We start from the raw sequence: 15347 nt of genomic DNA, 5'->3' as shown, positions 1-15347 counted from the left end.
GGCGGCCCCCCGTGTGGCCGCCGCCCCTCCTCTCGTCGCGGGTCAGCCGTTCAGCAGCTCGTACGCCGACGCCGGCGCCTTCTGCACCTGGTCCCCGGCGGGCGCGGTGAGCTTCGGCGCCTTGCCGAAGTCGTAGTACCGGGTGACCAGCTTCATGGCCTTCTGCTTGCCGGCGGCCGGGATCTCCAGGGTCAGCGTGCTGAGGTTGCCGTCCGGGCCGACCACCGCGGTGAACGGCACCTTCTTCGCCGCCTCGCCCAGCGCCGCCACGTCCACCCCGTCGAAGGCGCTCTTCACGTCGACGTTGTCGGTCAGGTCGGCAAGGCCGGTGTACGTTCCGTTGCCCTTGTCCTCGACCGTGTCGGCGGTCCGGATGATCGCGCCGGTGTTCGCCGGGTCCGCGTTCTGGTAGACCGGCGCCTCCGAGCCGTCGTCCAGCTTGGTCCGGTCCAGCGCCATCCAGCGCTTCGGCAGCTTCAGCATGTCGTGCAGGCCGGAGATGCCCGTCAGCTTGACCCGCATCCACAGGTCCTCGTCGATCACCCGGAACGTCATGTCCATGGTGAACTCCGGGTCGTCGTTCTTCTGCGACATCCCCAGCTCCATGGCGTGCGCGGCCGGGTCCACCACGCCGACGAACTTGTCGGCGCCGTCGAGGGTGGAGAACCGGAAGGCCGGGTCCTTGTCGTCCGGCACGGCGGCCAGGAGCGCGGCCTTCGGGTCGGCCGACGGGGACGGGGCCGGGTCGGATCCGGTGCTCCCGCCGGTGCCGCACCCCGCGGACAGGGCGGTGGCGGCCAGCACGGCCGTCGCGATGGCCGCGACCCGCCGGAACGTCACGGCGGTGCCGGTACGCTGCGTCATCTCGTTTGACTCACTTTCCCAGGTGGCTGTTGCACCGGCATCCTGACAGGCCGCCCCGGCCGTCCCGCTGCCGATATGCTGCCGTCCGACTGCCGCGGGCCGCCGCGGCGGGCGACCGGGGGGTACAGGAGCGGAAACTCGCATGTCAGAGGCGTTGCGCTTCGAGATCCTGGGCCCGCAACGGGCCTGGTACGCGGACCGCCCGCTCGACCTCGGCCCCGGCAAGCAGCGGGCCGTGCTGGCCGTGCTGCTGCTCGCCGCGGGCCGTCCCGTCCCGACCGGGCAGATCGTCGACGCGGTGTGGCCCGAGGAGCCCCCGGCGAACGGCCCGAACGTGGTGCAGAAGTACGTGGCCGGGCTGCGCCGGGTGCTCGAACCCGACCGGTCGCCGCGTACGCCGGCACAGGTGCTGGCCCTCACCGACGCCGGGTACCTGCTGCGGATCCCGCCGGAGGCGGTGGACGCGGTCCGCTTCGAGCGGGGGGTACGACGGGCCCGGCAGTGGCACGCGGAGGGGCGTACCGAGGAGGCGCTGGCCGAGGTCGGCGCCGCGCTGGAGCGGTGGCAGGGGGAGCCGTTCACCGGGTTCGCCGGCCCGTTCTTCGACGCCGCCCGGCACCGGCTCGTGGAGCTGCGGGCCGTCGCCCTGGAGACACGTACCGAGCTGGAGCTGGCCAGCGGCCGGCACGGCGAGCTGGTCGGCCGCCTGGTCGAGCTGGTGGCCGAGTTCCCGGTCCGGGAGCGGCTGCGCCACCAGCTCATGCTGGCGCTGCACCGCAGCGGCCGGCAGGCCGAGGCGCTGGCCGCCTACCGCGACTTCGCCGGCCTGCTCCGCGAGGAGTACGGCATCGAGCCCGGCGAGGCGCTCCAGGAACTGCACCAGCGCATCCTCCGCGCCGACCCGACCCTGCTCCCGCCGTCGGCGCCGGAGGCCGTGCCGGCTCCCCGGGCCGGTGGCGCCCCCGGCGCCAGCGAGGGGGGCGTGTCGGACGGGTCGCCGGCCGCCGCGCCGGAAGCGGCTGCCGCCGGGTCGGTGTCCACCGCCCCGACCCGGGACACTGCCGGACCGGCCGCCACTCCCGCCCCGATCCCACCGGCCCCACCGGGTTGGGGCGGCGCGGGGCCGGTGGCCCCGATCCCGCACGCCCTCCTGGTCGCCATGAATCAGCCGGAGGCGCCGACGGCACGCCGGGCGCCGGGGTGGATGCGGCTCGCCGCGACCGTCGTCGGCACCGCCGGCGCGCTGCTGTCGTTCGGCGCGCTCACCTGGGCCGTGGTCCTCGGGTACGCGCTGTGGCGGCGTAGCTGGCGGTTGGCGCTGGCCGGCCTCGGCTACTTCCTGCTCGTCCTCAGCGTGTTCGTCCTCGCGGTCACCAGTCCGGAGAACGAGGAGCCGACCGACGGGGAGACGCTCTACTTCATCGTCGCGCTGGGCATCTGCTGGCTGCTCGGCGCGGCGCACGTGGTGCTGCTCAATCCCGCGCTCTGGGCGGCCGTCGGCGGGCTGTTCTGGACCGGCCGGCAGCGCACCGACGAGCAGCGGCGGTTGCGCCGGGAGCAGGCCCGCTACCTGCTGCACCACTATCCGTCCGCCCGGGCCGAGTTGCGGATCGGCCGCCCGGACCTGCTCCGCGGCTATGACGACGGCGGCCTGGTGGACCTCAACGCGGTGCCCGATCCGGTGCTGGCCACGCTGCCCGGGCTGACCGTCGATCAGCGCCGCCAGATCGCTGTCGACCGCTGGCTGCGCGGCCCGTACGGGTCGCTGGAGGAGCTGGCCGGGCGGTGCCACCTGCCGCCCGGCGCGACCGAACGGCTCCGGGACGTGCTGCTCTTCCTGCCGCCCGAGCCGCCGCCCGTCCGGCCCTCGTCCCTCGGCTCCCCGCCGGTCGCCTGGTAGAAATGCCGGATGGGTCAGGATCGGATGGCCGTCCGGGAGCGCGCCGAGGCGGTGCTGCGGCGGCTGGCGGGTGAGCACGCCCGGCTCCGCGAGGACCAGTGGCGGGCCATCGAGGCGCTGGTGGTCGATCGGCGGCGGGTGCTCTGCGTGCAGCGCACCGGCTGGGGCAAGTCGGCCGTCTACTTCGTGGCCACCGCGCTGCTCCGCGAGGGTGGCGAGCACGGCCCCACGGTGATCGTCTCGCCGCTGCTGGCGCTGATGCGCAACCAGGTCGAGTCGGCCGCGCGGGCCGGCATCCGGGCCCGCACCATCAACTCGGCCAACCTGGACGAGTGGGACGAGATCACCGCCGAGATCCACGCCGGCGCGGTGGACGTGCTGCTGATCAGCCCGGAACGCCTCAACAACCCGGACTTCCGGGACGGCGTGCTGCCGAAGCTGGCCGCCACCACCGGGCTGCTGGTGGTGGACGAGGCGCACTGCGTCTCCGACTGGGGGCACGACTTCCGCCCCGACTACCGGCGGCTGCGCACCTTCCTGGCCAACCTGCCCGAGCGGACCCCGGTGCTCGCCACCACGGCCACCGCCAACGCGCGGGTCACCCAGGACGTCGCCGAGCAACTCGGCGATGCCCTCGTGCTGCGCGGCACCCTCGACCGGGAGTCGCTGCGGCTCGGCGTACTGGACCTGCCCAGCCCGGCGCACCGGCTGGCCTGGCTCGCCGACCACCTGGACCGGCTCCCCGGCTCCGGGATCATCTACACGCTGACCGTGGCGGCGGCCGGCGAGACCGCGGAGTTCCTCCGCGCCCGGGGCTGGTCGGTGGCCGCCTACACGGGGCAGGCCGAGGACGCCGACCGGCGGGCCGCCGAGCAGGACCTGCTGGACAACAAGATCAAGGCGCTGGTGGCCACCAGCGCGCTCGGCATGGGCTTCGACAAGCCCGACCTCGGCTTCGTGGTGCACCTCGGGGCGCCGCCCTCGCCGATCGCCTACTACCAGCAGGTCGGCCGGGCCGGCCGGGCCGTCGAGCACGCCGAGGTGCTGCTGCTCCCCGGCGTCGAGGACGCGGCCATCTGGCGGTACTTCGCCTCGCTGGCCTTCCCGCCCGAGGAGCAGGTCCGGGCGGTGCTCACCGCCCTGGACACCGAGCGGCCGATCTCCACCCAGGCCCTCGAACCGGTGGTCGACCTGCGCCGGGCCCGGCTGGAGCTGATGCTCAAGGTGCTCGACGTGGACGGCGCGGTCCGCCGGGTGCGCGGCGGCTGGCTCGCCACCGGCGAGCCCTGGGTCTACGACGAGGCCCGGTTGCGCCGCGTCGCCCAGGCGCGCACCGCCGAGCAGCAGGCCATGCGGGAGTACGCGGCCACGCCCGGCTGCCGGATGCGCTACCTGCGGGAGTGCCTGGACGACGCCGGTGCGGGGGACTGCGGCCGGTGCGACAACTGCGCCGCCCCAATGTTCGGCGTCGAGGTCTCCGATGCCGCGCTCAGCGCCGCGCAGACCTTCCTCGGCCGCCCCGGTGTGGAGATCGCGCCGAAGAAGCTCTGGCCGACCGGGCTGGAGGCGGTCGGCGTACCCCTGAAGGGGCGCATCTCCCCGGCGGAGCAGGCGCTGCCCGGGCGGGCCGTGGGACGCCTCTCCGACCTGGGCTGGGGTGGGCGGCTGCGCGGCCTGGTGGGGCCGGACGCTCCGGACGGCCCGGTCCCCGACGACGTGGCGGCGGCGGTGGTCGAGGTGCTGAAGGCCTGGGCGCACGGCGACGACCCGTGGCCGCGTCGCCCGGCCGGCGTGGTCGCGGTCGGTTCCCGCACCCGGCCGCTGCTGGTCGGCTCGCTCGCCGAGCGGATCGCCGCGGTGGGCCGGCTGCCGCTGCTCGGCCGGGTCGTCCCGACCGGCCCCGGCGGGGACGGCGGGCCGCGGGGCAACAGCGCCCAGCGGGTACGCGCGCTGCACGACGCCTTCGCGGTGCCCGGCGACCTGACCGACGCGCTGGCCGGGCTGGACGGGCCGGTGCTGCTCGTCGACGATCTCGTCGACTCGGGCTGGACCATGAGCATGGTGGCCCGGCTGCTGCGTCGGGCCGGCGCACCCGACGTCCTCCCGCTGGCTCTCGCGGTCGCCGGCTGAACCGTCGCTCCCCGGGCCCGGAAAGTTCCGACCGGTCTGCGAATGCGAGCGTCGCCACCGTCGGCGGACCGTCGGCGGGCCGACTCCCGACCGGCGGTACCGTGGGCCCATGACCGAGCAGCGACCCGTCGTCCAGACGTACGCCGTCACCGGCATGACCTGCGAACACTGCGTCCGGGCGGTGACCGAGGAGCTGTCCGCCCTGCCGGGTGTCGAGGAGGTCCGGATCGACCTCGCCGCCGGCACGGCCACGGTCACCAGCGCCGCCCCGCTGCCCGTCGAGTCCGTCCGCGCCGCCGTCGACGAGGCGGGCTACGAGCTGGCCGCCGGCATTGCCTGAGTCACCGCCCCTCGCCGGCCCCGACGCGCCGCCCGGCCCCGCCGCGCGGCCGGGTCCCGAGGCGCGGCCGGGCCCCGACGTGGCGGGGTCCGTGGCCAACGCTGGCGCGTCCGCTCCGGGCGGGCCCGTCGAGGTGGATCGGGCGACGCTGCGGCTCGCCCTGGTGGTGGGCGGGCTGGTGCTGGCCGTGCTGCTCGGCTTCGGTCTCGGCCGGCTGAACCCGCCGTCGAACCCGGCGCGCGCCGGGGCCGTCCCGGTGACCGCCGGGCACACCCACGACCCGGGCACCGGGGCGCACTCGCACGGCGGGGCCACCGTCACCCAGGGCGCTGACGCGGACGCGGCCGGCCTGTCGATCAGCTCGGCCGGCTACACGCTCGCCCCGTCGACCGTGGAGTTCACCCCTGGCAGGGCCGGTGAGCTGCGGTTCCAGATCAGGGACGAGCGGCGGCGGGCGGTCACCCGGTTCGCCGTCGTGCACGACAAGCCGATGCACCTCATCGTGGTGCGCCGCGACCTCACCGGCTACCGGCACCTGCACCCGACCATGGCCGCCGACGGCACCTGGTCGGTGCCGCTGACCCTGGCCGAGCCGGGCGCCTGGCGGGCGTACGCGGACTTCACCGCGGTCGCCGACGACGGCCGGCAGACCGCCGTGATCCTCGGCGCCGACCTGGCCGCCCCCGGCGGGTACGCGCCCCGGCCGCTGCCGGCCCCGGCCACCTCGACCACGGTCGACGGGTTCACCGTCGGCTACGCGGGCACCCCGGCGGTAGGGCAGTCGGTGCCGCTGCGGTTCCGGGTCACCGGCCCCGCCGGCGCAGCCGCTCCGCTGGAGCCGTACCTCGGCGCGTACGGCCACCTGGTCACGCTCCGCGAGGGCGACCTCGGCTACCTGCACGTGCACCCCGAGCCGGTGCGGGACGGCGACGCGGTGACCTTCTGGATGACCGCGCCCGGGCCGGGCCGCTACCGGATGTTCCTGGACTTCCAGGTCGGCGGCGTGGTGCGGACCGCCGCGTTCACCGTGTCGGTGGCCTGAGCCGCCGGCCGGCCGGTCAGCCCGCCCGGCGGATCGGGCGGCGGGCCAGGTAGCGGAGCAGGTCGCGGATGTGGTGCTTCTCCTCGGCGGGGACGCTCGGGTCGGCCAGCCGCTCCAGGATCACCCGCACGTCGGCCTCCACCGGGCCGTCCTCGGCGCCGGCGCGGCGGCGGGGCACGGCGCCGGCGTCGGGCAGGCCCAGCGCGCGGAAGGCGGCCGCCACCGGCAGGTCGAGGGCGGCGCAGAAGCCGCGCACCTTGGCCAGCTCCGGGTAGTCCTGCCAGTCGCCGGCCAGCCAGCGGAACACGGTCGACCGCCCCACGCCGGTGTGCGTGGCGAGATCGGTCACCGTCCAGCCGCGCTCCTCGCGGGCGTCATCGATGGCGCGTCGCACGAAGCGCGCGAACGCCATCTGCGGCGAAACCTCTGCGGAACCCATCCCCCGGGCTCTGTCCCTTTCCGCCGGAGCACCCGACTCTGGGCACCGAGCCTAGTACGCGCCGACTGATAAGTAACTGACTGATCGGTCGGAAGGTCCCGTGGGCGGGACCGCTGCGGGCATAGACAGTTGTGAGTCGTCAACTAAACTCGACGGACCCGCTGAGCAGCGAACACACGCGAGGAGCAGCATGGCCGAGCCGGACCGTCCCGTGCCCCACCACCCCGGCGCGATCAGCCTCTTCTTCGTGGCCAAGGCCGGCGTCTTCGCCCTGGGCTTCTGGATCTGGCTGCTGGTGCTGGCGGTGCTCGGCGATCCGCTGACCGGGGTGCACCTGATCGCCGCGAGCGGGGCCGTCACCACGACGCTGGTCGGCGTGGTGCTGGGCGCCCGGATGGCGCTCCAGCGCAACGCGGCCGTCCGGCACGCCGAACTCAAGCGGCTGCTGGTCGACATCTCGTGGAACGCGTTCGCCGCCGCCGGCAACGCCGACGAGTCGGCGACCGTGGTGCCGTTCCCGACCGCGGCGCAGGAGGCCGACCGGTCCACCAACCGGGGGCCCGGCGAGCGGATGCCCGCGTTCGACCGGGGGGAGCGCAACCGGGGCGAGCGCCGCCGCTAGGGGCGGCCGGCGAGCAGCGCCTCCAGCCGGGGCGTGACGCCCCACTGGTCGACCAGCTCGCGATATTCGGCGCGCTGGTCGTCGGTCGGCGCGCTCCCGGTGCGCCGGGCCCGGATCAGCAGGTTGCGCGGGGTGTGCCGGGAGTCGACGAACTCCACCACCTCGGCCCGGTAGCCGTGCAGCCGGAGCAGGCCGGCGCGGAGCGCGTCGGTGAGCACGTCGGCGAACCGCTCGCGCAGGATGCCCTGTCGGGTCAGCAGCTCGTACGGCCCCGGCGCGGGTCGGGCCCGGAGCTGGGCGGCCACGTCGTGGTGGCAGCACGGGGCGGCGAGCACCCAGCGGGCACCCCAGCGCAGCGCGCGGGCCAGCGCCTCGTCGGTCGCGGTGTCGCAGGCGTGCAGCGCGAGCACCAGGTCGGGGGCCGGCGCGACCTGCGCGTCGGCGATGGTGCCGGCCACGAAGCTCACCCGGTCGGCCCAGCCCAGCCGCTCGGCCAGCTCGGTGTTGCGCCGGCGCTGGTCCTCGCGGACGTCCACCCCGACCAGCGTCACGTCCAGTCCGCGCTGGGCCAGGTAGCGGTAGGCCGCGAAGGTCAGGTAGGCGTTGCCGCAGCCCAGGTCCACCACGCGCAGCGGCCCGGTCAGCTCGTCCGGCAGGGTGGCGGCCAGCGCCCGGAGGAACGCGTCCACCTGGCGGCGCTTGGCCGCCGAGCCGCCGATCTCGGCGAAGATCGGGTCGCCCGGGTCGAGCAGCCAGTCCTTGGCCCGGTCGTGGCCGCCCGGCTCCGGCGCCGGCCGGCTGGCCGCCGCCCGGTGCACCTGCGCCTCGCCCGACTTCGTCACCCGGAGCTGGAGCGTGCTGTCGGCGGTCTCCACGTGCCAGTTGCCGAAGGGCTCGGCGAGCAGCGCGTCGACCGCCGTGTCGGCCTCCGCGCCCGGCACCACGTTCCGGGTGTACGGCCGGGCCCCGTCGGAGGTGGAGATCTGCAGCCGGGGGCCGCCCTTGAGGGTGACCGGACGCAGCTCGGCGCGGACCACCGAGGGGCGCTGGCCGCGCCGACGCCCGGCGGCGACCGCCCGGGTCAGGGCGGGGTCGAGCAGCAGCGCCCGGACCTCGCTCAGCGCGGCGTCCAGCGGTTCCGGCATGGCTTCCTCTTCCTCGGCAGGATGGGTGGAACGGGGACGTCCCCCGCACCGGGTGACCGGTACGGGGGACGTCGGATGTCTCGCGGGTCAGTCGGCGTTGGCCTCGGCCGGCGTACCGGTGCCGCCACCGCCACCACGGCGGCGCCGGCGGCGGCGCGGCTTGGCGGCCGACTCGCCCTCGGCGGCCGAAGCGGCCGGCTCGGCGCCACCCTCGGCAGAGATCACCGCGGTGGGCTCACCGGCGACCGTCTCGCCGGCCCGGCGACGCCGGCGGTGGCGCGGGGTACGGGTGCCCTCCTCGGCGGACGCCTCGGCGGCCGTGCCCTCGGGCGCCGCCCCGCTGTCGCCCTCGCGACCCCGGCGGCGCTCCCGGCTCCGACCCTCGCCCCGGCCCTCGCCCCGGCCCTCGCCGCGCCGCGGACCGCGCTCGCCGCGCTCGCCGCGCCGCGACCGGCCACCGCCCAGGTCCTCCTCGACCTCGGCCGACAGGCCGGCGCGGGTGCGCTCGGCGGTCGGCAGCGTGCCGGTCATGTCTCGGGAGATGTCCAGGTCGGTGTAGAGGTGCGGGGAGGTGTGGTAGGTCTCCGGGGGTTCCGGCATGTCGAGCCCCAGGGTCTTGTCGATGATCCGCCAGCGGGGCATGTCGTCCCAGTCGACGAAGGTCACCGCGACACCGGACGCCCCGGCCCGGCCGGTGCGGCCGATCCGGTGGGTGTAGGTGTCCTGGTCCTCCGGGCAGTCGTAGTTGATGACGTGGGTGACGCCGGTGACGTCGAGCCCACGCGCCGCCACGTCGGTGGCGACCAGAATGTCGATCTTGCCGGCCCGGAACGCCCGCAGCGCCCGCTCCCGCGCCCCCTGGCCCAGGTCGCCGTGGACGGCGGCGACCGCGAAACCGCGGAAGTCGAGGTCCTCGGCCACCCGGTCGGCGGCCCGCTTGGTCCGGGTGAAGATCATGGTCAGCCCGCGGCCCTCCGCCTGGAGGATGCGCGCCACGATCTCGACCTTGTTCATCGAGTGGGTGCGGTAGACCAGCTGCTGGGTCTGCGGCGACGGGCCGGTCTCGGCGGTGTGCCCGGCGTGGATCGTCACCGGCCGGCGCAGGAAGCGCCGGGACAGCGCCACGATCGGGTCCGGCATGGTGGCCGAGAAGAGCATGGTCTGCCGGTCCTCCGGCAGCATCGCCAGGATCTTCTCGACGTCGTCGAGGAAGCCCAGGTCGAGCATCCGGTCGGCCTCGTCGAGCACCAGCGCGTGCACCCGGTCGAGCCGGAGGTGCTTCTGCTTCGACAGGTCGAGCAGCCGGCCGGGGGTGCCGACCAGGATCTCGACGCCCTTGCGCAGCGCGTCGATCTGCGGCTCGTACGCGACGCCGCCGTAGATCGGCAGCACCCGGACGCCCCGGGTGCGGCCCGCGGCGGCGAGGTCCTTGGCGACCTGGAGGCCCAGCTCGCGGGTGGGAACGACGACCAGCGCCTGCGGCACGCCGTCGCCGCCCTCGGCGGGGGCGAAGACGCGCTCCAGCAGCGGAATGCCGAAGCCCAGGGTCTTGCCGGTGCCGGTGGGCGCCTGACCGATCAGGTCGACGCCGCGCAGCCCGATCGGCAGCGCGTACTCCTGGATGGCGAAGGCGCGGGTGATGCCGGCGGCGGCCAGGGCCTCGACGGTCTCCTGGCGGGCGCCGAGTTCGGCGAATGTGGGAGCTTCCGGACGGACCGGAGCGGTGGGGGCCAGTTCCTGGCCTTGAATCTGCTCGCTCATGTGGATTTGGGGGTGCCCTCTCGTGGTGCGCCCCGTCATGTCCTCAGGGCGCGAACGGTATGGCGCGGGCCACACGGTCGGGGGCGGTTACGCCGAGCCGGACCGGGCCGCACGCGCGCCGGGGACCGGCGTTGATCAGCTCAGCTGAACGGATCGGTGCCCACGGCAACTGTGTCATCTTACCTGAACGGCACGGGGGCCGTCCTGATTCCAGGTGACCACACGGCGCCCGGGGGTGACCGGTGTGACCTGGGTCACTGGGCGGTCGTCCTTGCGCCCGGGCGGTAGCCTGCGCTCGTGTCCGCCCCCGACCCCGCCCTGGCCGATCTGCTCGGCCTCGTGGCCTACGGCGAACTGCTCGCCTTCGACCGGTTGGCCGCCGACGCCCGCCTGGCCCCCGACCTGCGCCGCCGGGCCGCGTTGAGCGAGATGGCCGCCGCCGAGATCGCCCACTACCGGTGGATCGGTGACCGGATCAGCGCGCTCGGGGTGACCCCCGACGAGGCCATGGCGCCCTACGTCGCGGCGTTGCAGGCGTACCACGACTCTACCGAGCCGAAGGACTGGCTGGAGGCGGTTACGAAGGCGTACGTGGGCGACGCCATCAGCGACGACTTCCTGCGCGTGATCGCCGACGGCCTCGACGGGCCGGACCAGCGACTGATCCTCGACGTGCTGCACGACTCCCAATACGCCGAGTTCGCCGCCGCCGAGATCCGGGCCGCGATCGGGGCCGACCCCCGGGTGGCCAACCGGCTCTCGATGTGGGCCCGGCGGCTGGTCGGCGAGGCGCTCTCGCAGGCCGGCCGGGTCGCCGCCGCCGACCGGGGCGCGCTCACCGCGCTGATCTCCCGGGAGGGCGTGGACGTGCCGGCGCTGTTCCGCCGGCTCACCGACGCGCACACGGCGCGGATGACCGCCGTGGGGCTGAACAACTGACGCCGGGCGCCGCCGTGACGGGCTTCCCCGCCACGGGCGGGCCGGCCGGGGATGACAGCCCGTCACGGCGGGCCGGCTGGGGATCAGCGGACGGTGAACCCGACCGCGCGGGGCGAGGCCTCCGCGATCTCGACGTAGGCGACCTTCGTGACCGGCACGATGACCCGCCGGCCCTTCTCGTCGGTCAGGGAGAGGGCGCCCTCACCCTTGGCGACGGCGTCGGTCACGATCTGCTCGATCTCGGCCGGCGACTGCGCGCTCTCCAGGACCAGCTCCCGCGGCGCGTACTGCACGCCGATCTTGACCTCCACTGTGCCTCCTCAACTGGGGCGAAAAAGCCACCCTGGGAAGGCTATCCGATCTGGCGGCCCGATGTTCAGGCTGACTCACCTTGCAGGGGGAAGCTGGCGATGCCCCGCCAGGACAGGGCCGCGACCAGGGCTTCGGCCTCCGCCTTGGGCACCTGGCGACCGCCGGCCAGCCAGAACTGGGCGGCCGTCTCGGCCGCACCGACCAGCCCGGAGGCGAGCAGTTCGGCGTGCGCCCGGCTCACGCCGGTGTCCGAGATGATGGTGTCGGTGATCGCGGCGATGCAGCCCTGCTCGACCCGCTCCACCCGCTGCCGCACGGCCGGGTCGTTGCGCAGGTCCGACTCGAAGACCAGCCGGAACGCCTCGCTCTCGTGGTCGACGAAGTCGAAGTACGCGCGCACCGAGGCGCCGACCCGCTCCTTGTTGTCGTTGGTGCCGCGCATCGCGTCGTGCACCTTCGCCACGATGGCGTCGCAGTGCGTGTCCAGCAGCGCCAGGTAGAGCTCCATCTTGCCGGGGAAGTGCTGGTAGAGCACGGGCTTGGAGACTCCCGCCCGCTCGGCGATGTCGTCCATCGCGGCGGCGTGGTAGCCCTGCGCGACGAACACCTCCTGGGCGGCCGCGAGCAGCTGCTTGCGCCGCGCCGAGCGGGGTAGGCGGGTGGGCCGGCCGGCGGTCTGCGCACCGTTCCCCACAGCGGTCATGGGAACCTCCGAGTTTCTCTGTACGAGCCGGCACTTATCACCCGAACCGGTCCGGGTTCGTGAACCCGTCGCGGAATTGGCCCGCCGCTGTAACTTATCGCCACTGTCACCACACGGTAGCCTCAGCGGGGGCGACCAAGGAGCGCGCGGTGAGTGAATCAGGGCAACCCGGAGCCGCCACCCCGGGAGAGCACGGCGACGGCACGGGTCAGCAGGACGACCTGGCCCACGCCGGCAGCGGGTGGGCGCCCCCGGCGACCGGCTGGGCCCGGGGCGCACCGGCGCCCGGCGGCTGGCCCCGCGCCGACCTCACCACCGGCTGGGGCGCCTCGTCCCCCCGGCACGGCGACCTCCCGGCCCCGCTGCCCGGGCTGACCGACGAGGAGCCGCCCGTCCGGGTCAACGGCCGCCACGTCAACGGCGTGCACCACGGCGGGGAGGAGTCGCCCGTGACCCGCCCGGCGCCGGTCAGTGCCCCGCCCGCGGACGAGCCGCGCCGGGACACCGACGGCGGCCGGCTGGTCGTGCCGGCCCAGCGGCCCGCGCCCGCGGTCGAGCAGCCGACCGCCGAGGCCGAGCCCACCGGCTCCCGGCACGCCTCCGACGACCCGCCGGCGGGGCGCGCCCCGCGCTGGGCGGAGAGCGGCCCGACATCCGCGCCACCGGCCCTCCAGGTGCCGCCGGTCGGCGCCGCCGCCTCCGGCTTCGAGGTGCCCCCGGGCTTCCACGCCCCGACCGCCGAGCCCTCCGAACCCGCCCCGTCGCTCTCCCACGGCTGGGCCGACCGCTTCCCGCCCGAGCAGCCCCCGACCGAGGCGCCGCGCTCCGCCGGCCCGGCCGACCGCTTCCCGCCGGAGCAGCCACCGAGCGAGGCGCCGTCGCTCTCCCGGGGCTGGGGCGACCGGCCCACGTCGGCCCCGCCCGCCGGGGCCGCCGAGGAGCGCCGGCCGGCCACCGAGCAGCCGCGCGCCGCCGCCGACGACCGGGGCGCCGGGCCGGCCGGGGAGCGCCCGCCGGCCGGGGAACCGGAATGGTCCGGCCCCGCCTGGAACCGCCCGAGCTGGGGCGGAGGCTGGGCGCCGCCGTGGGGCCGCGGAGACGAACCGACCGGCCGCCGCGCCCGCGAGCAGGAGGAGGCCGCCGGCCTCCGCGCCCGCGAGAACGAGCCGGTCGGCCGCCGGGCCGCCCGCGAGGAGTGGGCGCCCGAGCCGTCCCGCCCGTACGAGCCGGCCCGGGCCGAGCCCCCCGTCGGGTACGAGCCGCCCCGGCCGGAGCCGGTCCGCCCGTACGAGCCGGCCCGCGCCGAGCCACCCGCGGGCTATGAGCCGGTCCGCGCCGAGCCGCCCGCGGGCTACGAGACGCCGCGCGCCGAGCCGGCCCGGCCGTACGAGGCGCCCCGGGGCGACGCCGAGCCGCGTGCGGCCTACGAGCCGGCCGCCCGGGAGGTCCCCGAGCGGCCCCCGTGGGCTGGGCCGCCCGTGCCGGTGACCCCGTTCAGCGCGCCGCCGCACACCACCCCGACCAGCGCCCCGCCGGTGCCCCGCGAGGCGCCCACCGGGCCGCCGTCCACCGGCTACCCGCCCGCGCCGGCCGTCCGCGCCGCCGACGAGCGGGAGGGTGCGCCGTACCGGCTGCCGGGCGGGGCGGAGCGGCCGCCCGCCGAGCCGGCCGGCCCACCGTCGGCCCCCGCCACCGGCGGCGTGGCCCCCTACGACCGCACCCCCGCGCCCGCCCCCACGAGCGCACCTCCCTATGCGGCCCGCCGGTCCGCCCCGGAGCCGGTGCCGACCGCCGAGGCGGTCGCCGAGCCCCAGCCGGCCGAACTCACCCCGGTGTTGCCGCAGCGCGTCCCCGCCGAGCCGGACGTGCCCGTCGTGCCGGAGCCGCCCGCCGTGGAACCGTCCGCCGAGACCCCGGAACTCGCCCGCATCGCCACCCACCTGCGCCGGGACGACGAACCCGCGCCGCTGCGCGAGAGGCCGGAGGGCTTCGACGTCAACGCGATCCTCGACGCCGTCCGCGAGGTGGCCGGCGTCCGCGACGCCGCGCTGCGCCGCACCCCGGCCGGCGCGCACAGCCTCCGGCTGGACCTCGCCGACGGCGCGGACCCGGCCGAGGTGAGCCGGGTGGTGGCCCGCCTGCTCCAGGAGCGGATGGGGTTGGCCGCCGCCCCGCAGAACCTGCCCGGCGCCCCGGCGACCCCGCCGCCCCCGGTCCGCCGCAGGTCGGCCCAGCGCGCTGACCGCCCGGCCGAGGATCCGGCGGCCCGGTCCGGCCCGCAGTCCCGTCCGACCGAGGAACCGACCGGTCCGGCACCGTTCGGCGCACAGCCCCGTGCGACCGAGGAGGTGGGCCCTGCGGTGCCGTCCGGTCCGCAGTTCCGTGCGGCCGAGGAGGTGGGCGGCGCGGCGCGGTCCGGTCCGAACCGGCCGGCCGAGAACCGGTCCGGGGAGGGTCGGTTCGCCGCGCCCGAGGCGCGTGCCGGCCGGCTCGCCGAGGCGCCCGCCGAGGGCGCCGACCCGGGCGTCGAGCAGCGCCGCCGCCGGCAGGCCAGCAGCCACCGGGGCCGGGCCACGGTCGAGGAGTCCTCGCTCGCCACCGCCCCGGCCGGCACGCCCACCGGCAGCCCGGTCACGCTCGGCACCTCGTACTCCGGCGGGCAGATGAGCACGACGGAGACCGCGCCGTCGCGACCGCTGGACACCGGCGGCCTGCCGGGCCCCCGGGTGGTGATCGACCACGTCCAGGTGAGCACCTTCGGCCTCGACGCCACCGTGGAGGTCCGCCTGATCGCCGGCGACCGGACGGCGGAGGGCCACTCCACCGGGCCCGCCGTCGACGGCTACGTGATGCGGCTCTGCGCGGTGGCCGCGGCCGCCGCGGTGGACGAACTGCTCGGCCGGGCCGCGCCGGCCGGCGAGCGGGGCCGGTGCTTCGTCGAGCACGCCGCCGTGGTGCCGTTCGGCAACTGCGAGGTGGCGACCGTGGTGGTGCTGCTGGTCTGCGACGGCTGGGTGGAGCAGCTGGCCGGCTCGGCCCTGGTGGCCGGGGATCCCCGGCAGGCCGTGGTCCGGGCGACCCTGGCCGCGGTGAACCGCCGGCTGGAGGCCCTGCTCGCCTGAGCCGGTGTCGGGCCGGACCGCTCCGGGA

12 protein-coding genes and 1 pseudogene are annotated in these 15347 nt (G+C 76.2%); 7 read left to right on the top strand and 6 right to left on the bottom strand.

Annotation, left to right across the window (positions count from 1 at the left end):
- Positions 1 to 42: 42 nt before the first annotated feature.
- Positions 43 to 864 carry a hypothetical protein gene (locus AC0OLQ_RS32765; RefSeq protein WP_484529350.1) on the bottom strand — a complete coding sequence of 274 codons (822 nt, stop codon included), beginning with the start codon at positions 862 to 864 and terminating at the stop codon, positions 43 to 45.
- A gap of 142 nt (positions 865 to 1006) precedes the next feature.
- Between AC0OLQ_RS32765 and AC0OLQ_RS32760 the strand changes: the two genes are divergently transcribed.
- The 4 genes from AC0OLQ_RS32760 to AC0OLQ_RS32745 all read left to right on the top strand — a co-directional run bounded on the left by AC0OLQ_RS32760 (position 1007) and on the right by AC0OLQ_RS32745 (position 6276).
- Positions 1007 to 2764: an AfsR/SARP family transcriptional regulator gene (locus AC0OLQ_RS32760; RefSeq protein WP_484529349.1), complete on the top strand. Its 1758-nt coding sequence runs from the start codon at positions 1007 to 1009 to the stop codon at positions 2762 to 2764.
- A gap of 9 nt (positions 2765 to 2773) precedes the next feature.
- Entirely contained in the window at positions 2774 to 4894 is a 2121-nt protein-coding gene (locus tag AC0OLQ_RS32755; RefSeq protein WP_484529348.1) for a RecQ family ATP-dependent DNA helicase, read from the top strand.
- A 109-nt stretch (positions 4895 to 5003) separates the two neighbouring features.
- Positions 5004 to 5234 (top strand): heavy-metal-associated domain-containing protein, encoded by a 231-nt coding sequence (locus tag AC0OLQ_RS32750; RefSeq protein WP_484529347.1) that lies wholly within the window; start codon positions 5004 to 5006, stop codon positions 5232 to 5234.
- A gap of 91 nt (positions 5235 to 5325) precedes the next feature.
- Positions 5326 to 6276, top strand: a complete 951-nt coding sequence (locus AC0OLQ_RS32745) for a hypothetical protein (protein ID WP_484529346.1) — start codon at positions 5326 to 5328, stop codon at positions 6274 to 6276.
- Between the two features lie 16 nt (positions 6277 to 6292).
- Here AC0OLQ_RS32745 and AC0OLQ_RS32740 read toward each other — a convergent pair whose 3' ends face one another.
- Positions 6293 to 6715, bottom strand: a complete 423-nt coding sequence (locus tag AC0OLQ_RS32740; RefSeq protein WP_484529345.1) for a helix-turn-helix domain-containing protein — start codon at positions 6713 to 6715, stop codon at positions 6293 to 6295.
- Between the two features lie 190 nt (positions 6716 to 6905).
- On the opposite strand from AC0OLQ_RS32740, the gene AC0OLQ_RS32735 reads away from it, so the two are divergent.
- Positions 6906 to 7337, top strand: a complete 432-nt coding sequence (locus AC0OLQ_RS32735; RefSeq protein ID WP_484529344.1) for a hypothetical protein — start codon at positions 6906 to 6908, stop codon at positions 7335 to 7337.
- On the opposite strand, the gene AC0OLQ_RS32730 is transcribed toward AC0OLQ_RS32735, so the two are convergent.
- Positions 7334 to 8482: a class I SAM-dependent methyltransferase gene (locus AC0OLQ_RS32730; RefSeq protein ID WP_484529343.1), complete on the bottom strand. Its 1149-nt coding sequence runs from the start codon at positions 8480 to 8482 to the stop codon at positions 7334 to 7336. The two genes, AC0OLQ_RS32735 and AC0OLQ_RS32730, sit on opposite strands and share 4 nt — an antisense overlap.
- Before the next feature lie 87 nt (positions 8483 to 8569).
- Positions 8570 to 10243, bottom strand: a complete 1674-nt coding sequence (locus tag AC0OLQ_RS32725; protein ID WP_484529342.1) for a DEAD/DEAH box helicase — start codon at positions 10241 to 10243, stop codon at positions 8570 to 8572.
- Positions 10244 to 10540: 297 nt separating this feature from the next.
- Here AC0OLQ_RS32725 and AC0OLQ_RS32720 point away from each other — a divergent pair, with 297 nt between their 5' ends.
- The gene (locus tag AC0OLQ_RS32720) at positions 10541 to 11182 is read left to right on the top strand and encodes a ferritin-like fold-containing protein (protein WP_484529341.1); all 642 of its coding nucleotides are present in this window, start codon (positions 10541 to 10543) and stop codon (positions 11180 to 11182) included.
- Between the two features lie 83 nt (positions 11183 to 11265).
- Here the strand turns inward: AC0OLQ_RS32720 and AC0OLQ_RS32715 are convergent, their stop codons facing one another.
- Together AC0OLQ_RS32715 and AC0OLQ_RS32710 are read right to left on the bottom strand one after the other, a co-directional pair.
- Positions 11266 to 11493, bottom strand: coding sequence for a DUF3107 domain-containing protein (locus AC0OLQ_RS32715; RefSeq protein WP_107079692.1), 228 nt, complete (start codon positions 11491 to 11493; stop codon positions 11266 to 11268).
- Between the two features lie 65 nt (positions 11494 to 11558).
- Positions 11559 to 12197, bottom strand: a complete 639-nt coding sequence (locus tag AC0OLQ_RS32710; RefSeq protein ID WP_074472473.1) for a TetR/AcrR family transcriptional regulator — start codon at positions 12195 to 12197, stop codon at positions 11559 to 11561.
- Between the two features lie 1170 nt (positions 12198 to 13367).
- Here AC0OLQ_RS32710 and AC0OLQ_RS32705 point away from each other — a divergent pair.
- A pseudogene (locus tag AC0OLQ_RS32705) lies at positions 13368 to 15319 on the top strand (hypothetical protein); the annotation flags it as partial.
- Positions 15320 to 15347 lie beyond the last annotated feature (28 nt).

Source organism: Micromonospora sp. Utrum1, assembly GCF_057197805.1.
Note: the sequence above shows the minus strand (reverse complement) of the source record. Positions and strands in the feature narration are given on the sequence as shown.

Coding starts and splice junctions, on each gene's coding strand:
- AC0OLQ_RS32765 (WP_484529350.1), bottom strand. CDS start 864: ATGACGCAGCGTACCGGCACCGCCGTGACGTTCCGGCGGGTCGCGGCC.
- AC0OLQ_RS32760 (WP_484529349.1), top strand. CDS start 1,007: ATGTCAGAGGCGTTGCGCTTCGAGATCCTGGGCCCGCAACGGGCCTGG.
- AC0OLQ_RS32755 (WP_484529348.1), top strand. CDS start 2,774: ATGGGTCAGGATCGGATGGCCGTCCGGGAGCGCGCCGAGGCGGTGCTG.
- AC0OLQ_RS32750 (WP_484529347.1), top strand. CDS start 5,004: ATGACCGAGCAGCGACCCGTCGTCCAGACGTACGCCGTCACCGGCATG.
- AC0OLQ_RS32740 (WP_484529345.1), bottom strand. CDS start 6,715: ATGGGTTCCGCAGAGGTTTCGCCGCAGATGGCGTTCGCGCGCTTCGTG.
- AC0OLQ_RS32735 (WP_484529344.1), top strand. CDS start 6,906: ATGGCCGAGCCGGACCGTCCCGTGCCCCACCACCCCGGCGCGATCAGC.
- AC0OLQ_RS32730 (WP_484529343.1), bottom strand. CDS start 8,482: ATGCCGGAACCGCTGGACGCCGCGCTGAGCGAGGTCCGGGCGCTGCTG.
- AC0OLQ_RS32725 (WP_484529342.1), bottom strand. CDS start 10,243: ATGAGCGAGCAGATTCAAGGCCAGGAACTGGCCCCCACCGCTCCGGTC.
- AC0OLQ_RS32710 (WP_074472473.1), bottom strand. CDS start 12,197: ATGACCGCTGTGGGGAACGGTGCGCAGACCGCCGGCCGGCCCACCCGC.